At 66.8% G+C, this 15,388-nt stretch carries 17 protein-coding genes; all 17 read left to right on the forward strand.

The window, feature by feature from the left end; all coding sequences use genetic code 11:
* The first annotated feature begins 204 nt into the window (after positions 1 to 204).
* The 17 genes from rpmE (at position 205) to murA (ending at position 15,251) form a co-directional block, all read left to right on the forward strand.
* Positions 205 to 441, forward strand: coding sequence for a 50S ribosomal protein L31 (gene rpmE / locus NVU01S_RS41665; RefSeq protein ID WP_014982060.1), 237 nt, complete (start codon positions 205 to 207; stop codon positions 439 to 441).
* 88 nt (positions 442 to 529) lie between these two features.
* Positions 530 to 1,600, forward strand: a complete 1,071-nt coding sequence (gene prfA, locus NVU01S_RS41670) for a peptide chain release factor 1 (RefSeq protein ID WP_014982061.1) — start codon at positions 530 to 532, stop codon at positions 1,598 to 1,600.
* Between the two features lie 25 nt (positions 1,601 to 1,625).
* Entirely contained in the window at positions 1,626 to 2,501 is an 876-nt protein-coding gene (prmC, locus tag NVU01S_RS41675) for a peptide chain release factor N(5)-glutamine methyltransferase (protein WP_043679197.1), read from the forward strand.
* A gap of 38 nt (positions 2,502 to 2,539) precedes the next feature.
* Positions 2,540 to 3,205 carry an L-threonylcarbamoyladenylate synthase gene (locus NVU01S_RS41680; protein ID WP_042257058.1) on the forward strand — a complete coding sequence of 222 codons (666 nt, stop codon included), beginning with the start codon at positions 2,540 to 2,542 and terminating at the stop codon, positions 3,203 to 3,205.
* A gap of 52 nt (positions 3,206 to 3,257) precedes the next feature.
* Positions 3,258 to 4,415: a glycosyltransferase family 4 protein gene (locus NVU01S_RS41685; RefSeq protein WP_014982064.1), complete on the forward strand. Its 1,158-nt coding sequence runs from the start codon at positions 3,258 to 3,260 to the stop codon at positions 4,413 to 4,415.
* 11 nt (positions 4,416 to 4,426) lie between these two features.
* The gene (locus NVU01S_RS41690; protein WP_014982065.1) at positions 4,427 to 4,882 is read left to right on the forward strand and encodes a Cg1360 family ATP-synthase-associated protein; all 456 of its coding nucleotides are present in this window, start codon (positions 4,427 to 4,429) and stop codon (positions 4,880 to 4,882) included.
* Positions 4,883 to 5,135: 253 nt separating this feature from the next.
* Positions 5,136 to 5,984, forward strand: coding sequence for a F0F1 ATP synthase subunit A (gene atpB, locus NVU01S_RS41695; RefSeq protein WP_171904504.1), 849 nt, complete (start codon positions 5,136 to 5,138; stop codon positions 5,982 to 5,984).
* Positions 5,985 to 6,060: 76 nt separating this feature from the next.
* Positions 6,061 to 6,309: an ATP synthase F0 subunit C gene (locus tag NVU01S_RS41700; RefSeq protein WP_014982067.1), complete on the forward strand. Its 249-nt coding sequence runs from the start codon at positions 6,061 to 6,063 to the stop codon at positions 6,307 to 6,309.
* Positions 6,310 to 6,314: 5 nt separating this feature from the next.
* Positions 6,315 to 6,878 (forward strand): F0F1 ATP synthase subunit B, encoded by a 564-nt coding sequence (locus NVU01S_RS41705; protein ID WP_043679200.1) that lies wholly within the window; start codon positions 6,315 to 6,317, stop codon positions 6,876 to 6,878.
* 97 nt (positions 6,879 to 6,975) lie between these two features.
* The gene (locus NVU01S_RS41710) at positions 6,976 to 7,788 is read left to right on the forward strand and encodes a F0F1 ATP synthase subunit delta (protein ID WP_042257060.1); all 813 of its coding nucleotides are present in this window, start codon (positions 6,976 to 6,978) and stop codon (positions 7,786 to 7,788) included.
* Positions 7,789 to 7,872: 84 nt separating this feature from the next.
* Positions 7,873 to 9,510, forward strand: coding sequence for a F0F1 ATP synthase subunit alpha (gene atpA / locus NVU01S_RS41715; RefSeq protein WP_014982070.1), 1,638 nt, complete (start codon positions 7,873 to 7,875; stop codon positions 9,508 to 9,510).
* A 69-nt stretch (positions 9,511 to 9,579) separates the two neighbouring features.
* Complete coding sequence (locus NVU01S_RS41720; protein ID WP_043679203.1) at positions 9,580 to 10,551, forward strand: F0F1 ATP synthase subunit gamma; 972 nt, start codon at positions 9,580 to 9,582, stop codon at positions 10,549 to 10,551.
* A 99-nt stretch (positions 10,552 to 10,650) separates the two neighbouring features.
* The gene (gene atpD, locus NVU01S_RS41725; RefSeq protein WP_043679206.1) at positions 10,651 to 12,099 is read left to right on the forward strand and encodes a F0F1 ATP synthase subunit beta; all 1,449 of its coding nucleotides are present in this window, start codon (positions 10,651 to 10,653) and stop codon (positions 12,097 to 12,099) included.
* Between the two features lie 6 nt (positions 12,100 to 12,105).
* Positions 12,106 to 12,483: a F0F1 ATP synthase subunit epsilon gene (locus tag NVU01S_RS41730; protein WP_014982073.1), complete on the forward strand. Its 378-nt coding sequence runs from the start codon at positions 12,106 to 12,108 to the stop codon at positions 12,481 to 12,483.
* Positions 12,484 to 12,721: 238 nt separating this feature from the next.
* Positions 12,722 to 13,138 carry a DUF2550 domain-containing protein gene (locus NVU01S_RS41735; protein WP_014982074.1) on the forward strand — a complete coding sequence of 139 codons (417 nt, stop codon included), beginning with the start codon at positions 12,722 to 12,724 and terminating at the stop codon, positions 13,136 to 13,138.
* Between the two features lie 48 nt (positions 13,139 to 13,186).
* On the forward strand, positions 13,187 to 13,768 hold the full coding sequence (locus NVU01S_RS41740; RefSeq protein ID WP_043679210.1) for a cob(I)yrinic acid a,c-diamide adenosyltransferase: 582 nt from the start codon (positions 13,187 to 13,189) through the stop codon (positions 13,766 to 13,768).
* Between the two features lie 223 nt (positions 13,769 to 13,991).
* On the forward strand, positions 13,992 to 15,251 hold the full coding sequence (gene murA / locus NVU01S_RS41745; RefSeq protein ID WP_043679213.1) for a UDP-N-acetylglucosamine 1-carboxyvinyltransferase: 1,260 nt from the start codon (positions 13,992 to 13,994) through the stop codon (positions 15,249 to 15,251).
* Positions 15,252 to 15,388 lie beyond the last annotated feature (137 nt).

Below are 15,388 nucleotides of genomic sequence, written 5' to 3' on the forward strand. Positions count from 1 at the left end.
TGGGGCGACAACGGCAGGGGGTCTACCTAGGGCGGGAACAAACCACCCGCCCGGGGTGTTTTGGGAGCGTAGCGACAGTTCTGGCATACTGAACGGTCGTTGCGTCTGCTCACTCGAGCAGACCTCCCGCCTAAGTCGGCTCCGGTTCACGTTCCCGCGATTCCGCGCGTGAGCGACCCGGCGGCCAATATCGAGAGGACACCCATGAAGGCAGGAATCCACCCGACGTATGTCGACACCACGGTCGTCTGTGGTTGCGGCAACACCTTCCAGACTCGCAGCACCAAGGAGTCGGGACACATCACCGTCGAGGTCTGCTCGCAGTGCCACCCGTTCTACACCGGCAAGCAGAAGATCCTCGACACCGGTGGCCGCGTGGCCCGCTTCGAGGCGCGCTACGGCAAGCGGGCCGGCAAGAAGGCCGACTCCGACGCCAAATAGCTTCCTCGCCGACGCCCGGTCCTGCGCTGCAGGCCGGGCGTCGGTGCTTTGTCAGGGGGACAGGGAAACTAGAGAAGGAAGCGAAGCTGTGACGCAACCGTCCGCGATCGACGACATTCTGGCCGAGCACGCCGGCCTGGAAACGCAGCTGTCCGATCCGGCGCTGCACAACGATCCGGGCGCCGCGCGCCGGGTCGGCAAGCGGTTCGCCGAGCTCGCGCCGATCATGGCGACCTACACCAAGCTGAAGTCCGCGCGCGAGGATCTGGCCGCCGCGCAGGAACTCGCCGCCGACGACGCGGCCTTCGCCGCCGAGGTCCCGGACCTGGAACGTCAGGTCGGCGAGCTGGAGCAGGCGCTGGCCGATCTGCTCGCGCCGCGTGATCCGCACGACGGTGACGACGTGGTGCTCGAGGTGAAATCCGGTGAGGGCGGCGAGGAATCGGCGCTGTTCGCCTCCGATCTGGCCCGCATGTACGTCCGCTACGCGGAGCGGCACGGCTGGAAGGTCGAGATCCTCGACGTCACCGTGTCCGATCTCGGCGGCTACAAGGACGCGACGCTCTCGATCAAGAGCCGCGATGCCGCGCGTGACGGCGTGTGGTCGCGGTTCAAGTTCGAAGGCGGCGTGCATCGCGTACAGCGGGTGCCGGTGACCGAGTCGCAGGGCCGGATCCACACCTCCGCCGCGGGCGTGCTCATCTACCCCGAACCCGACGAGGTGGAAGAGGTGCAGATCGACGAGAGCGACCTGCGCGTCGATGTCTACCGGTCCTCCGGCAAGGGTGGTCAGGGCGTCAACACCACCGACTCCGCCGTCCGGCTCACCCACCTGCCCACCGGCATCGTGGTGACCTGCCAGAACGAGCGTTCGCAGCTGCAGAACAAGGCTCGCGCCATGCAGGTGCTGGCCGCCCGGTTGCAGGCGCTGGCCGAGGAGCAGGCCGATCAGGAGGCGGCGGCGGGCCGGGCCAGCCAGATCCGCACGGTCGACCGTTCCGAGCGCATCCGCACCTACAACTTCCCGGAGAACCGGATCACCGACCATCGCATCGGCTTCAAGGCGCACAACCTGGACTCGGTGCTGGACGGCGACCTGGACGCACTGCTGGACGCGCTCGGCAAGGCGGACCGCGAGGCCCGAATGGCCGCGGAGTAACGAGCTTTCGGGCAGAGTCTGCGAAATGTCCACGACCAGGGTGGCGTTGCGCCCCGCCATCAACGATGCCGTCGCGGCGTTGCGGGCGGCGGGGGTGCACAGCCCGCAAGCCGACGCCGAACACCTTGCCGCGCATGTGCTCGGCGTGCAGCGCAGCCGGTTGCTGATGACGCCGCTCATCACGCCGGGGGAGCTGGCCGAGTACCGTGCGCTGGTCGCGCGCCGGGCGGAGCGAATTCCGTTGCAACACTTGACCGGAACCGCGGCGATGGGCGATATCGACCTGGCGGTCGGGCCCGGTGTCTTCGTACCGCGGCCCGAGACCGAGCTGCTGTTCGCCTGGGCGCTGGCGCAATTGGCGGCGCTGCCGCACGACCATGCGCCGATCGTCGTCGATCTGTGCACGGGTTCCGGCGCGCTCGCGTTGGCCATCGCGCATGCCCGGCCCGATGCCGTGGTCCATGCCGTCGAACTCGATCCGGCCGCGCTGCGGTGGGTCCGGCGCAACGCCGATCAGCGCGGCGCCGACGGGGACACCCCGATCGTCCTGCACGCCGCCGACGTCACGGACCCGAACCTGCTGCGCGAGCTGGACGGCCGCGTCGATGTCGTGGTGTCCAACCCGCCCTACATCCCCGAGGGCGCCCAACTCGATCCGGAAGTGGCCGACCACGACCCGCACCTGGCCCTGTTCGGCGGTCCGGACGGCCTGGACGTCATCCGCGGCATGCTGCCCACCATCGTCCGCCTGCTGCGCCCCGGCGGCAGCACGGCCATCGAACACGACGACGCGAACGGTTCCGACCTGGCCGCGCTGCTGGCCGCCGCGGATTTCGCCGACATCGTCGAGCATCCGGACTTAGCGGGCAAACCACGCTTCGTCGCCGCAAATCGCCCCTGAAAGGTGGTCGGGGCGAGCCCGCGTGACAGGATGGTCCGGTGAGTACCGTCTACGACTGCGCGGATCCCGACCTGCGCGCCGCCGGACTGACCGCAGCCACCAGCGCGCTGAAATCCGGCCGGCTGGTCGTGCTGCCGACCGACACGCTCTACGGTCTGGCCGCGGACGCCTTCGATGCCACCGCGGTGAGTTCGCTGCTCGCGGCCAAGCGCCGCGGCAGAGACATGCCGGTGCCGGTCCTGGTCGGTTCCTGGCACACCATCGACGGCCTGGTCTTCTCGGTGCGCCCGCAGGCGCGGGAGCTGATCCGGGCGTTCTGGCCCGGCGGCCTGAGTCTCGTTGTGCAGCAAGCGCCTTCGCTCGCCTGGGATCTCGGGGACACCCGCGGCACGGTGATGCTGCGGATGCCGCTGCACCCGGTCGCCCTCGACCTGCTGCGCGAGGTCGGCCCGCTCGCGGTGTCCAGCGCCAACGTGTCCGGGCAGCCGCCCGCCAAGACCGCCGCGGAGGCCCGCGAGCAACTCGGCGACCTCGTGGGCACCTACCTCGACGGCGGGCCCGCCGCGCACGCCGTCGCCTCCACCATCGTCGACCTGACCGCCGATCAACCGCGCGTGCTGCGCGAGGGTGCCGTATCGATCGGCGATATCGCCGACGTCCTCGGCATGTCGCCGGAGGCGCTGTCCAGCGCCTCCATCCGATGATCGATCAGGCGCCGGCGCGAATGGGTGACCCGATGCTCGGGCGGTGCCGCGGATGACCGGCTCCGGTGCGGTGGTCCCGCTGCGGGAGCTGCTGCTCGTCCTGCTCATCTCCGCGGTGATCACCTTCCTCGCCACCGGCGGAATCCGCACGCTCGCCATCGGTTTCGGCGCCGTGGCGGTGCCGCGGGAACGTGACGTGCACGTCAAGCCGATCCCGCGGATGGGCGGCGTCGGCATCTACGTCGGGGTGGTCGGCGCGATGCTGTTCGCGCATCAATTGCCCGCGCTGCGAAGGGGTTTCGACTACAGCCCGAACATTCCGGCGGCGGTGCTGGTGGCCGCGACGATCATCGTCGCGGTCGGCATCGTGGACGACCGCTGGGGCCTGGACGCGCTCACCAAGTTCGCCGGGCAGGTGACCGCCGCCGGTGTGATGGCCGTGATGGGGCTGAGCTGGTACAGCATCTACAACCCGTTCAACAACACCACGGTGTTCCTGGATGCGTTGCAGGGCGGCCTGGTCACCGTCGCGGTGACCGTCACGCTGGTGAACGCGATGAACTTCGTCGACGGCCTGGACGGCTTGGCCGCCGGGCTCGGCCTGATCGCCGCGATCGCGGTGTTCGTGTTCTCGCTCGGTCTGATGAACGAGCAGGGCGGTTCGGTGGACACCTACCCGCCCGCTCTGCTGGCCGCCGCGCTGGCGGGCGCCTGCCTGGGCTTCCTGCCGCACAATTTCCAGCCGGCCCGGATCTTCATGGGCGATTCGGGCTCGATGCTGATCGGGCTGGTGCTGGCCGCGGTCTCGACCAGCGCATCCGGGCGCATCCCGCTGCAGGGTTTCGGCCCGCGCGACATCGTCGGCCTGCTGTCGCCGCTGCTGCTGGTCGGCGCGGTGATGTTCATTCCGGTGCTGGATCTGGTGCTGGCCATCGTGCGCCGGGTGCGCGCGGGTGTGAGTTTCTCCACTCCGGACAAGATGCACCTGCATCACCGGCTGCTGCAGATCGGGCATTCGCACCGGCGGGTGGTGTTGCTCATCTACTTGTGGGTCGGCATCCTCGCGTTCGGCGCCGTCGGCACCGCGCTGATGGACCGGCGCCTGGTCATCCTGCTGATGGCGGGCGGCCTGGTGTTCGCCCTGGTGGTGACCGCGATCCCCGGCCTGCGGCGCGGGGAGGAAGCCGAGCACCATCCGCCCTCCGGGTAAGGTTTGTCGGCGTGAGCTTTGTTCCTACCCCTGTTCCCGGTCCGGACGCCCCGCTGAAGGCGGCGCTGCGCTACGGCTTGATCGGGCTGGGTGTGCTGGTCGTGCTCGCCGTCGCGATCGCCACGGCGGTCGCCGGCGTGCCCGGCCTGTGGGGTGCGCTGCTCGGCGCGGCCATCGGCGGTGGCTTCATCCTGACCACGGCCGCCGTGGTGTTGTTCGGCGCGAAGCTGCCGCCGACCACCGCGGGCATGGTGATGCTGGCCAGCTGGGTCGGCAAAATGCTGGTTGCCCTGATCGTTATAGCGATCTTGAATCAATTCGCCTTTTATGACCGGATCGCGCTGTTCCTGACCGTTGTCGGAGCGCTGGTAATCGTGCTCGGCGCGGAGACGTACGGCGTTCTGCGACAGAAGGTTCCGTACGTGACGGTGCCCGATGTGCCGAGCGACACAGCTACCGGCGAGTAATGACCGCCACCCCCCTACACGCTGTCGTAGATAACTTGGTAAAGTGTTGGTAAGCAAGCTGCCAAGCGAAGGGTGGTCACCCCGACCGCCCCGAGTGACGCTATGCTTACTGCCGTGCCGGGCTCCGAGGGGTTCCGGTTCTGCATGTCGACGATGTCGCCGACACACGTACAGACGCCAGGTGGAATCCCAACCCGCCGCACAGCTGCTGACGAATTTCGAGCCGACCTGAGTCGACCCAAATTGATCGTCAATGTCCGATCGAACCGCGGGATCAACCGAACCCACGGCCCGAACACGGGAGAGAACGCTGAGCGTCACCACTTTGGCGGGCGAGTTCCACGCGCCATCGCTAACCGACTTCTTCCCTCCAGCGCTGCTGTTCGAGGGTACGCCGTTCGAACTCGATCGTTTGATGGCGATCCGGCTTCTGATGACCGGTGTCCTGATTGTCGTGATGATGCTCGCTTTTCGCAATCCGCGCCTCATCCCGCGCGGGCTGCAGAACGTCGCGGAAACCGGTCTGGTCTTCGTCAAGGAACAGATTTGCGACGAAGTTTTGGGCAAGGAATCCGGACGTAAGTTCTTCCCGCTCATCGCGACCATCTTCTTCGCGGTCCTGTTCCTGAACTTCTCCGGTGTCATTCCCGGATTGAACATCTCGTCGAACGCTCGAATCGGCATGCCGCTGGTCCTGGCCGTCATCGCGTACGTCGCCTTCAACTACGTCGGCATCAAAAAGTACGGATTCTTTACGTACCTGCGTAGCAGCATCGTGGTACCGAATGTGCCCCCTGCGCTCCACGTACTGCTGATTCCGATCGAGTTCGTCTCGACCTTCATCCTGCGTCCGTTCACGCTGACCGTCCGACTCATGGCGAACATGCTGGCCGGACATATCATGTTGGTGCTGTTCTTCAGTGCTACCTGGTTCTTCTTGTTCGACGCCGTCGCGTGGATGAAAGTGTTCTCGCCCTTCTCGCTCCTCGCGGGATTCGCGTTCACTCTCTTCGAGCTGTTGGTCATCTTCCTGCAGGCCTACGTGTTTGCGCTGCTGACCGCCGTTTACATCGGACTCGCACAACACGCAGATTCACACTGACCTGCCTGACCGAACGTTAAAACCTGCTACACCTCGTCGACCGGCGGGTGTGCAACAGAAAGGGAATGGAAGACTCATGAGCCTCGCGTACCTGGCCCAGGAAGCCGCAACCACCTCTGAGAAGATCAAGGGCTACGGCGCCATCGGCTACGGTCTGGCGGCAATCGGCCCGGGCATCGGCGTCGGCATCGTCGTCGGTAAGGCCATCGAAGGTATCGCCCGTCAGCCGGAGCTGCAGGGCACCATCCGGACCAACATGTTCCTCGGCATCGCGTTCACTGAGGCGCTTGCCCTGATCGGCCTCGTCGCCGGCTTCATCTTCTGATTCCGATGAACGAGTTCTCTGTTCTCGCAGCGGGAAGCGGAGAGGATGTGAATCCTCTTCTCCCCGAGACATACGACATCGTCTGGTCCGTGGTCTGCGTCGCGATCATCGCGGTTCTCTTCTACAAGTACGTGATCCCACGTCTGATGAAGGTGCTCGACGAGCGCACCGACAAGATCGAGGGCGGCATCAAGCGCGCCGAGGTCGCGCAGGAAGAGGCCCAGCTCACGCTGCAGCAGTACCAGCAGCAGCTGGCCGACGCCCGGCTGGAGGCGGCCCGCATCCGCGAGGAAGCGCGCACCCAGGGCCAGCAGATCCTCGCGCAGATGCGCGCGGAGGCCCAGGCCGAAAGCGACCGCATCGTCGCCGCTGGTCAGCACCAGCTGGAGGCACAGCGTCAGCACATCCTGACCGAACTGCGCACCGAACTCGGCCAGACCGCCGTAGATTTGGCCGAAAAGATTATCGGACAGTCGGTTTCGGACGAAGCTAAGCAGGCTGCGTCCATCGAGCGGTTCCTGACCGAACTCGATGACGAGTCGAAGGCCGGCATCGGGGTCGGAAGGTAGCCATGCCTGAGCGAGTCAGCGGCCGGAGGCGGCAGCGCAGCGTAACCATGCAGGCCGCCTCGCGCAGGCAGAATCGAGCAGAGTGAAAGTGAGAAGCATGTACGCAGCGAGCCGCGAGGCCTGCGCCCGGTCTCGGGAGGCGCTCAGGGCCGCTCTGACCGGAAGCGACAGTGTCGCGGCCACAACGGGTTCCGAATTGTTCGCCGTTGTCGCCGTGCTGGACGACCAGCGTTCGCTGCGTGTTGCGCTCGCGGACGTGTCGGTGCCGGGTTCGGCCCGGGCCGAGCTCAGCGAACGGGTCTTCGGTGGAAAGGTCAGCCCGGCCACGCAGGCGGTGCTGACCACCGCCGTGGCCCAGGACTGGTCCCGGACCACCGACCTGGTCGACACCCTGGTGTTGCTCGGGCAGGAGGCATTGCTCGAGTCGGCCGCGGACACCGGCCGGCTCGACGCGGTCGAGGACGAACTGTTCCGGCTCGGCCGGATCGTCAGCGACAACCCCGAGCTGGAGCAGGCCCTTTCCGATCGGACGAAGCCGGCCGAGGCCAAGCGGGCACTGATCGAGCGGCTGCTCAACGGCAAGACCGAAACCATCACCCTCACCCTGGCAGAACAGGTGGTGGCCAGGCAGCAGGGCTCGGTCGGCGCCTCGGCGTTCGACGAACTCTCCGACCTGGCAGCGGCTCGTCGTGACCAGATCGTCGCGCATGTCCGCGCGGCCATCGCACTCTCGGCACAGCAGCGGGAGCGGCTCGCCGCATCGTTGCACCGTATCTACGGCAAGCCGATTCAGGTGCACGTGCAGGTCGACCCGAGTCTGCTGAGCGGGCTGGTCGTACACGTCGGCGACGACGTGATCGACGGCAGCGCCATCGGCCGACTGGAACGGCTGCGTCGGTCCCTGGCCTGACGCACACCCGGGTTCACCCACCCCGCCGGCTTCGCCGGCTGCCGACCCCCTCCCGACATTCGACACAGCGAGAGCAGGAAGAACATGGCGGAGCTGACGATCTCCTCCGACGAGATCCGTAGCGCGATCGAGAGCTACACCCAGAGCTACACCCCGGAAACCTCCATCGAGGAAGTCGGTGTTGTCACCGACACCGCCGACGGCATCGCGCACGTGAGCGGGCTGCCCTCGGCGATGGCCAACGAGCTGCTCGAGTTCCCGGGCGGGGTGCTGGGCGTGGCGCTGAACCTCGAGGACCGCGAGATCGGTGCGGTCATCCTCGGCGAGTACGCCGACCTCGAAGAGGGCCAGCAAGTCCGCCGCACCGGCGACGTGCTCTCGGTGCCCGTCGGTGACAAGTTCCTCGGCCGCGTGGTCGACCCGCTGGGTCAGCCGATCGACGGCCTCGGCGAGATCGAGGCCGAAGAGCAGCGCGTGCTCGAGCTGCAGGCCGCGACCGTGCTGGAGCGCCAGCCCGTCGAGGAGCCGCTGGCGACCGGCATCACCGCCATCGACGCCCTCACCGCGATCGGCCGTGGCCAGCGTCAGCTGGTCATCGGTGACCGCAAGACCGGCAAGACCGCGGTCTGCATCGACGCCATCCTGGCGCAGAAGGCCAACTGGGATTCCGGTGACCCGGCCAAGCAGGTGCGCTGCATCTACGTCGCCATCGGTCAGAAGGGTTCCACCATCGCGGGCGTCAAGACCGCGCTGGAAGAGCACGGTGCGCTGGAGTACACCACCATCGTCGCGGCCCCCGCCTCGGACTCCGCCGGCTTCAAATGGCTTGCGCCGTACACCGGTTCGGCCATCGGCCAGCACTGGATGTACCAGGGCAAGCACGTTCTCATCGTGTTCGACGACCTGACCAAGCAGGCCGAGGCCTACCGCGCCATCTCGCTGCTGCTGCGTCGCCCGCCGGGCCGCGAGGCGTACCCGGGCGACGTCTTCTACCTGCACTCGCGCCTGCTGGAGCGTTGCGCCAAGCTGTCCGACGAGATGGGCGCCGGCTCGATGACCGGTCTGCCGATCATCGAGACCAAGGCCAACGACATCTCGGCGTTCATCCCGACCAACGTCATCTCCATCACCGACGGCCAGGTCTTCCTCGAGTCCGACCTGTTCAACAAGGGCGTCCGCCCGGCGATCAACGTCGGTACCTCGGTCTCCCGTGTCGGTGGCGCCGCGCAGACCAAGGGCATGAAGAAGGTCGCCGGTTCGCTGCGTCTGGAAATGGCCCAGTTCCGTGAGCTGGAGGCGTTCTCCGCGTTCGCCTCCGACCTCGACGCCGCCTCGCTCGCTCAGCTCGAGCGTGGCGCCCGCTGGGTCGAGCTGCTCAAGCAGGACCAGTACTCGCCGGTCGCGGTCGAGGACCAGATCGTCTCGATCTACCTGGTCGATGCGGGCTACTACGACTCGGTTCCGGTCGCCGACATCCGTCGCTTCAACCGTGAGGTGCTCGAGCACCTGCACCGGGCCGCGGCCGATGCCTTCAAGACCATCGAGGGCGGCAAGGTGCTCGCGGACGAGGCCGCCGACCAGATCAAGGCCGAGACCGACAAGTTCAAGCAGGGCTTCCTCGCTTCCGACGGCAGCCGTGTCGTGAACGAGGCCGAGGCGGGCGACCTCGAGCACGAAGAGGTCGAGACCCTCTCGGTCACTCGCAAGCACGTCGAGAAGTGACCCAGGTTCGAGACTGATGCGAGCCATGGGTTACCCAATGCAAGCGAATGAAGGGAGTGTGAACCGCTGATGGCAAGCTTGCGTGAATTGCGCTCCCGCATTCGTGGTGTGAATTCGATCAAGAAGATCACCAAGGCCCAGGAGCTGATCGCGACTTCGCGAATCTCCAAGGCGCAGGCCAGGGTTGCGGCCGCGAAGCCCTACGCCGAGGAGATCACCAAGGTCCTCGGCGAGCTGGCGAGCGCGTCGCAGAACCTGACCCACCCGCTGCTGACCGAACGTGCCGACCCGCGCCGGGCCGCCGTGCTGGTGATCACCAGTGACAGCGGCATGGCCGGTGGCTACAACTCCAACGTGCTCAAGCGCGCCGAGGAGTTGATGCACACGCTGCGTGGCGAGGGCAAGGAACCGGTGATCTACGTGATGGGCAACAAGGGCCTCACGTACTACACCTTCCGCAACCGCACGCCGGTCGCGTCGTGGACCGGGTTCTCGCAGCAGCCGAAGTACACCGATGCTTCGGCCGCCTGCAACCACCTGGTCGAGGCCTTCATGGCCGGCTCCGACGGCACGGTCCCCGCGCCGAACGGGACCGGCGATATCGCGGGCGTCGATGAGCTCCACATCGTGTACACGCGGTTCGTGTCGATGCTGACGCAGACCCCGGAGGTGCGCCGCCTGGCGCCGATCCAGGTGAGCTACGTCGACGAGAACTTCGACATGGGTGAGGATTTCGTGTCCGATTCGCCGACGGCGGACGTGCACGCGCAGTACGAATTCGAGCCCGATGCGACGGTACTGCTGGCAGCCCTGCTGCCGAAGTACATCAACACGCGTATCTACTCATCGTTGCTCGAGGCAGCGGCATCCGAGTCCGCGGCTCGGCGCACCGCAATGAAGGCAGCCACCGACAACGCCAACGAACTGGCCACTGATCTTTCCCGGCAGGCGAACTCGGTGCGGCAGGCCCAGATCACCCAGGAAATCAGTGAAATCGTGGGCGGCGTGAACGCGCTGGCCGCGAGCTCGGACCGCGACTAGCGCCGCGGCCTGAGGGACGGGCCCCGGAGGAGGTAGCGGAGCGTGACCACGCAGGGGCCCCCGAAGGCCGCAATCTGACACAGAGAGAATCCAAACCAAATGACCGCAGCTGTCACCCAAGACAACACGAGTCGGACCGGCGCACACACAGGTCGCGTCGTCCGAGTCATCGGCCCCGTCGTGGACGTCGAGTTCCCGCGTGGCTCGATCCCCGACCTGTTCAACGCCTTGCACGCCGAGATCACGCTGACCTCGGTGGCCAAGACCCTGACCCTCGAGGTCGCCCAGCACCTCGGCGACGGCATCGTCCGCTGCATCTCGATGCAGCCGACCGACGGCCTGGTCCGTAGCGCGCCGGTCACCGACACCGGCAAGCCGATCTCGGTGCCGGTCGGCGACGTCGTCAAGGGCCACGTGTTCAACGCGCTCGGCGACTGCCTCGACACCCCCGGCCTCGGCCGCGACGGCGAGCAGTGGGGCATCCACCGCAAGCCCCCGTCATTCGATCAGCTCGAGGGCAAGACCGAGATCCTGGAAACGGGCATCAAGGTCATCGACCTGCTCACCCCGTACGTGAAGGGTGGCAAGATCGGCCTGTTCGGTGGCGCCGGTGTCGGCAAGACCGTGCTCATCCAGGAGATGATCACCCGTATCGCGCGGGAGTTCTCCGGTACCTCCGTGTTCGCCGGCGTCGGCGAGCGCACCCGTGAGGGCACCGACCTGCGCCTGGAAATGGAAGAGATGGGCGTCCTCCCGGACACCGCCCTCGTCTTCGGCCAGATGGACGAGCCGCCGGGCACCCGTATGCGCGTCGCCCTCTCGGCTCTCACCATGGCCGAGTACTTCCGCGACGTGCAGCACCAGGACGTGCTGCTGTTCATCGACAACATCTTCCGGTTCACCCAGGCCGGTTCCGAGGTCTCGACCCTGCTCGGTCGTATGCCCTCCGCCGTCGGTTACCAGCCCACGCTGGCCGACGAGATGGGTGAGCTGCAGGAGCGCATCACCTCGACCCGTGGTCGGTCGATCACCTCGCTGCAGGCCATCTACGTGCCCGCCGACGACTACACCGACCCGGCCCCGGCGACCACCTTCGCCCACCTCGATGCGACGACCGAGCTCTCCCGCCCGATCTCGCAGAAGGGCATCTACCCGGCCGTCGACCCGCTGACCTCGACCTCCCGCATCCTGGAGGCCTCGATCGTCGGCGAGCGGCACTTCGCCGTGGCCAACGAGGTGAAGCGGATCCTGCAGAAGTACAAGGAACTGCAGGACATCATCGCCATCCTCGGCATGGACGAGCTCTCCGAAGAGGACAAGGTCCTCGTCGGCCGCGCCCGTCGCCTGGAGAAGTTCCTCGGCCAGAACTTCATCGTGGCCGAGAAGTTCACCGGCCAGGTCGGTTCGGTGGTTCCGCTGGAGCAGACCATCGACGACTTCGACCGGGTCTGCAAGGGCGAGTTCGACCACTTCCCGGAGCAGGCGTTCAACTCCTGCGGTGGCCTCGACGACGTCGAGGCGGCCGCGAAGAAGATCGCCGGAAAGTAGTCCCCGATGTCGGAAATGTCAGTTGATCTCGTCGCGGTCGAACGCCTGCTCTGGTCCGGCCAGGCGACGTTCGTCAGCGCGCAGACGACCGAGGGCCAGATCGGCATCATGCCGGGCCACGAGCCGCTGCTCGGCCAGCTGGTCGAGGGTGGCATCGTGTCCATCGTCGACACCGACGGTCAGCGGATCGTCGCGGCGGTGCACGGTGGCTTCTTCTCGGTGACCGCTACCACGGTCCGGGTCCTGGCCGAGTCCGCGGAGTTCGCGGACGAGGTCGATGTCGAGGCGGCACGTCGCGTGCTGGCCGACTCGGCGGCCAGTGAAGAGGACCAGCTGGCGGCGCAGGCCCAGGTGCGCGCGGTGGAGCAGACCGCGAACGCGTAGGCGACAACCGAAAATCGAGTAGCAGACGGTCGGCGGCGAAGGCTTCTTCGCCGCCGACGGTCGTTTCAATACACGGGTGGCCCGTTTGTAAACTCGAGGTCGTGGTTGAATGACCGCACGGCGGTGATCGCGATGGGCCCGGAGCCGGATCCTCGGAGGGCTTGCGAGCACCGCCAATTGAATAGGGTGTCGACGACACGGCGACAGAGCGAAGGGACGAACTGCATTGCAGACCGGGATGGTTCTCCTGATCATTCTGGTGCTCACGCTCGTGTTCCTCGCCCTGGCCTCGACCTATCGCCTGATCATGTTGCGGCGCGGCGGAACCGCCGCGATCCTGCGGGTATTGCCCGCGCGCGGTGGTCAGGGCTGGCGGCACGGACTGATCCGCTACGACGAGGACCGATTGGTCTTTTTCAAGTTGACGAGTCTGAAACTCGGACCCGACTGCACGATTCATCGGCAGGGCATCGAGATCGGCGACCGCCGCGCCCCGGTCGGCGACGAATACGACATCATGACCGACGACATCGCGGTGATCGCGGTGACCGATCGCGACGGCAGCTACGAACTGGCCCTGGATCGCGCCTCGCGCACCGCGTTTCTGTCCTGGGTGGAATCGCGCCCCTCCGATCGCACCCGCCGGATGCGCTGACCGGCGCACCCGCCCGGACATCGCGCGACAACGGATAGGCTGAGGCTCGTGAGTGTGCACCTGACGCGGATCTACACGCGAACCGGCGACGATGGGACCACGGGTCTCAGCGATTTCTCGCGGGTCGCGAAGACCGATCCGCGCCTGGTCGCCTACGCCGACTGCGACGAGACGAACGCCGCGATCGGGGTGGCGATCGCGCTCGGACAGCCCGCCGACGAGTTGCGCGCGGTACTCCTGCAGATACAGAACGATCTGTTCGACGCGGGCGCCGATCTGTCCACCCCGGTGGTCGCGGCGCCGAAGTACCCGCCGCTGCGCATCACCCAGCTCTACATCGACCGGCTGGAAGGCTGGTGCGACGAGTTCAATGCTGAACTGCCGGCACTGAATTCGTTCATCCTGCCGGGCGGCACGCCGCTGGCGGCGCTGCTGCACACGGCCCGCACGGTGGCACGGCGCGCCGAACGCGCGGCCTGGGCCGCCATCGAGACACACCCGGAGGACACGAATGTGCTTCCGGCCAAATATCTGAATCGCCTCTCGGACCTGCTGTTCATCCTGAGCCGCGTGGCGAATCCCGGCGGCGATATCCTGTGGAAGCCCGGCGGAACCAGGTCGAGCACCTGATAATGCTCGAGACACGAGGACACTTGTCTCGGATACATGGGTAAACACCCCGGGTATACCCAGAACTCAGCCCGGCGTCGGACCGCCGGCCCGCAACCGAACTACCGTGGCACCCACCAGTGCGCTGAATACCCGGAGTGGCGGAGCTGGATACCTGGAGTGGCGGGCCAGTGCCGCAACTATCCTTGCACCCAACAGTGCGCCGAATACGCGGAGAGGCGGCATGGAACGGTTTTTGGTTACCGGCGGGAATCGACTCGTCGGTGAAGTCGCGGTGGGAGGCGCCAAGAACAGCGTCCTCAAGCTGATGGCCGCTGCCCTGCTGGCCGAGGGCACCACCACGATCACGAACTGCCCGGACATTCTCGACGTGCCGCTGATGGGCGACGTGCTGCGCGGCCTCGGCTGCGACGTCGCGATCGACGCGGGAACGGTCACCATCAACACCCCGGCGGAGCCGAAGTATCACGCGGACTTCCCCGCGGTGACGCAGTTCCGCGCGTCGGTGTGTGTGCTCGGGCCGCTGATGGCGCGTTGCAAGCGCGCAGTGGTCGCGCTGCCGGGCGGTGACGCGATCGGTTCGCGGCCGCTCGACATGCACCAGGCCGGCCTGCGGTTGCTCGGCGCGACCAGCGAGATCGAGCACGGTTGCGTCGTGGCGCGCGCCGACGAGCTGCAGGGCGCCAAGATCCGGCTCGACTTCCCGTCGGTGGGCGCCACCGAGAACATCCTCATGGCCGCGGTCCTCGCCGAGGGCGAGACCGTGATCGACAACGCCGCACGCGAACCCGACATCGTCGACCTCTGCAACATGCTGGTGCAGATGGGCGCCCGGATCACCGGCGCGGGCACCTCGGTGCTCACCGTGCAGGGGGTCGAGCGGCTCGCGCCGACCACGCACCGGGTGATCGGCGACCGGATCGTCGCCGCCACCTGGGGTATCGCCGCCGCCATGACCATGGGCGACGTCCGGGTGACGGGCGTGAACCCCAAGCATCTGTCGCTGGTGCTGGACAAGCTGCGTTCCGCGGGCGCGCGGATCTCGTTCGAGCAGGACGGTTTCCGCGTCGTGCAGGCCGAGCGGCCGCGCGCGGTCAACTTCTCGACGCTGCCGTTCCCCGGCTTCCCCACCGACCTGCAGCCGATGGCGATCGGGCTGGCCGCGATCGCCGACGGTACGTCGATGATCACCGAGAACGTCTTCGAAGCGCGTTTCCGTTTCGTGGAGGAGATGATCCGGTTGGGCGCCGACGCGCGCACCGACGGGCATCACGCTGTGGTGCGCGGTATTCCGCGCCTGTCGAGCGCGCCGGTGTGGTCCTCCGATATTCGGGCCGGCGCCGGATTGGTACTCGCCGGTCTGGTTGCCGAGGGCACCACCGAGGTGCACGACGTCTTCCACATCGACCGCGGCTATCCCAAATTCGTTGAGCAGCTACAGGCTCTGGGTGGGGAAGTGACCCGAGTCGGCGCGGCGGAATGAAGCGTTAACCTCGAAAACGCTTCTTGACCAGGCGATTTGACATGATGCACGCAGACACGTAACTTTATTCAAGTCAGAGCGACACGGACACCGACCCGGGGCCGAGGAGCTGAGCCGAAAGGCTGAGCGAGAGGCCA

Source organism: Nocardia vulneris, from assembly GCF_001613425.1.
Lineage (GTDB): Bacteria > Actinomycetota > Actinomycetes > Mycobacteriales > Mycobacteriaceae > Nocardia > Nocardia vulneris.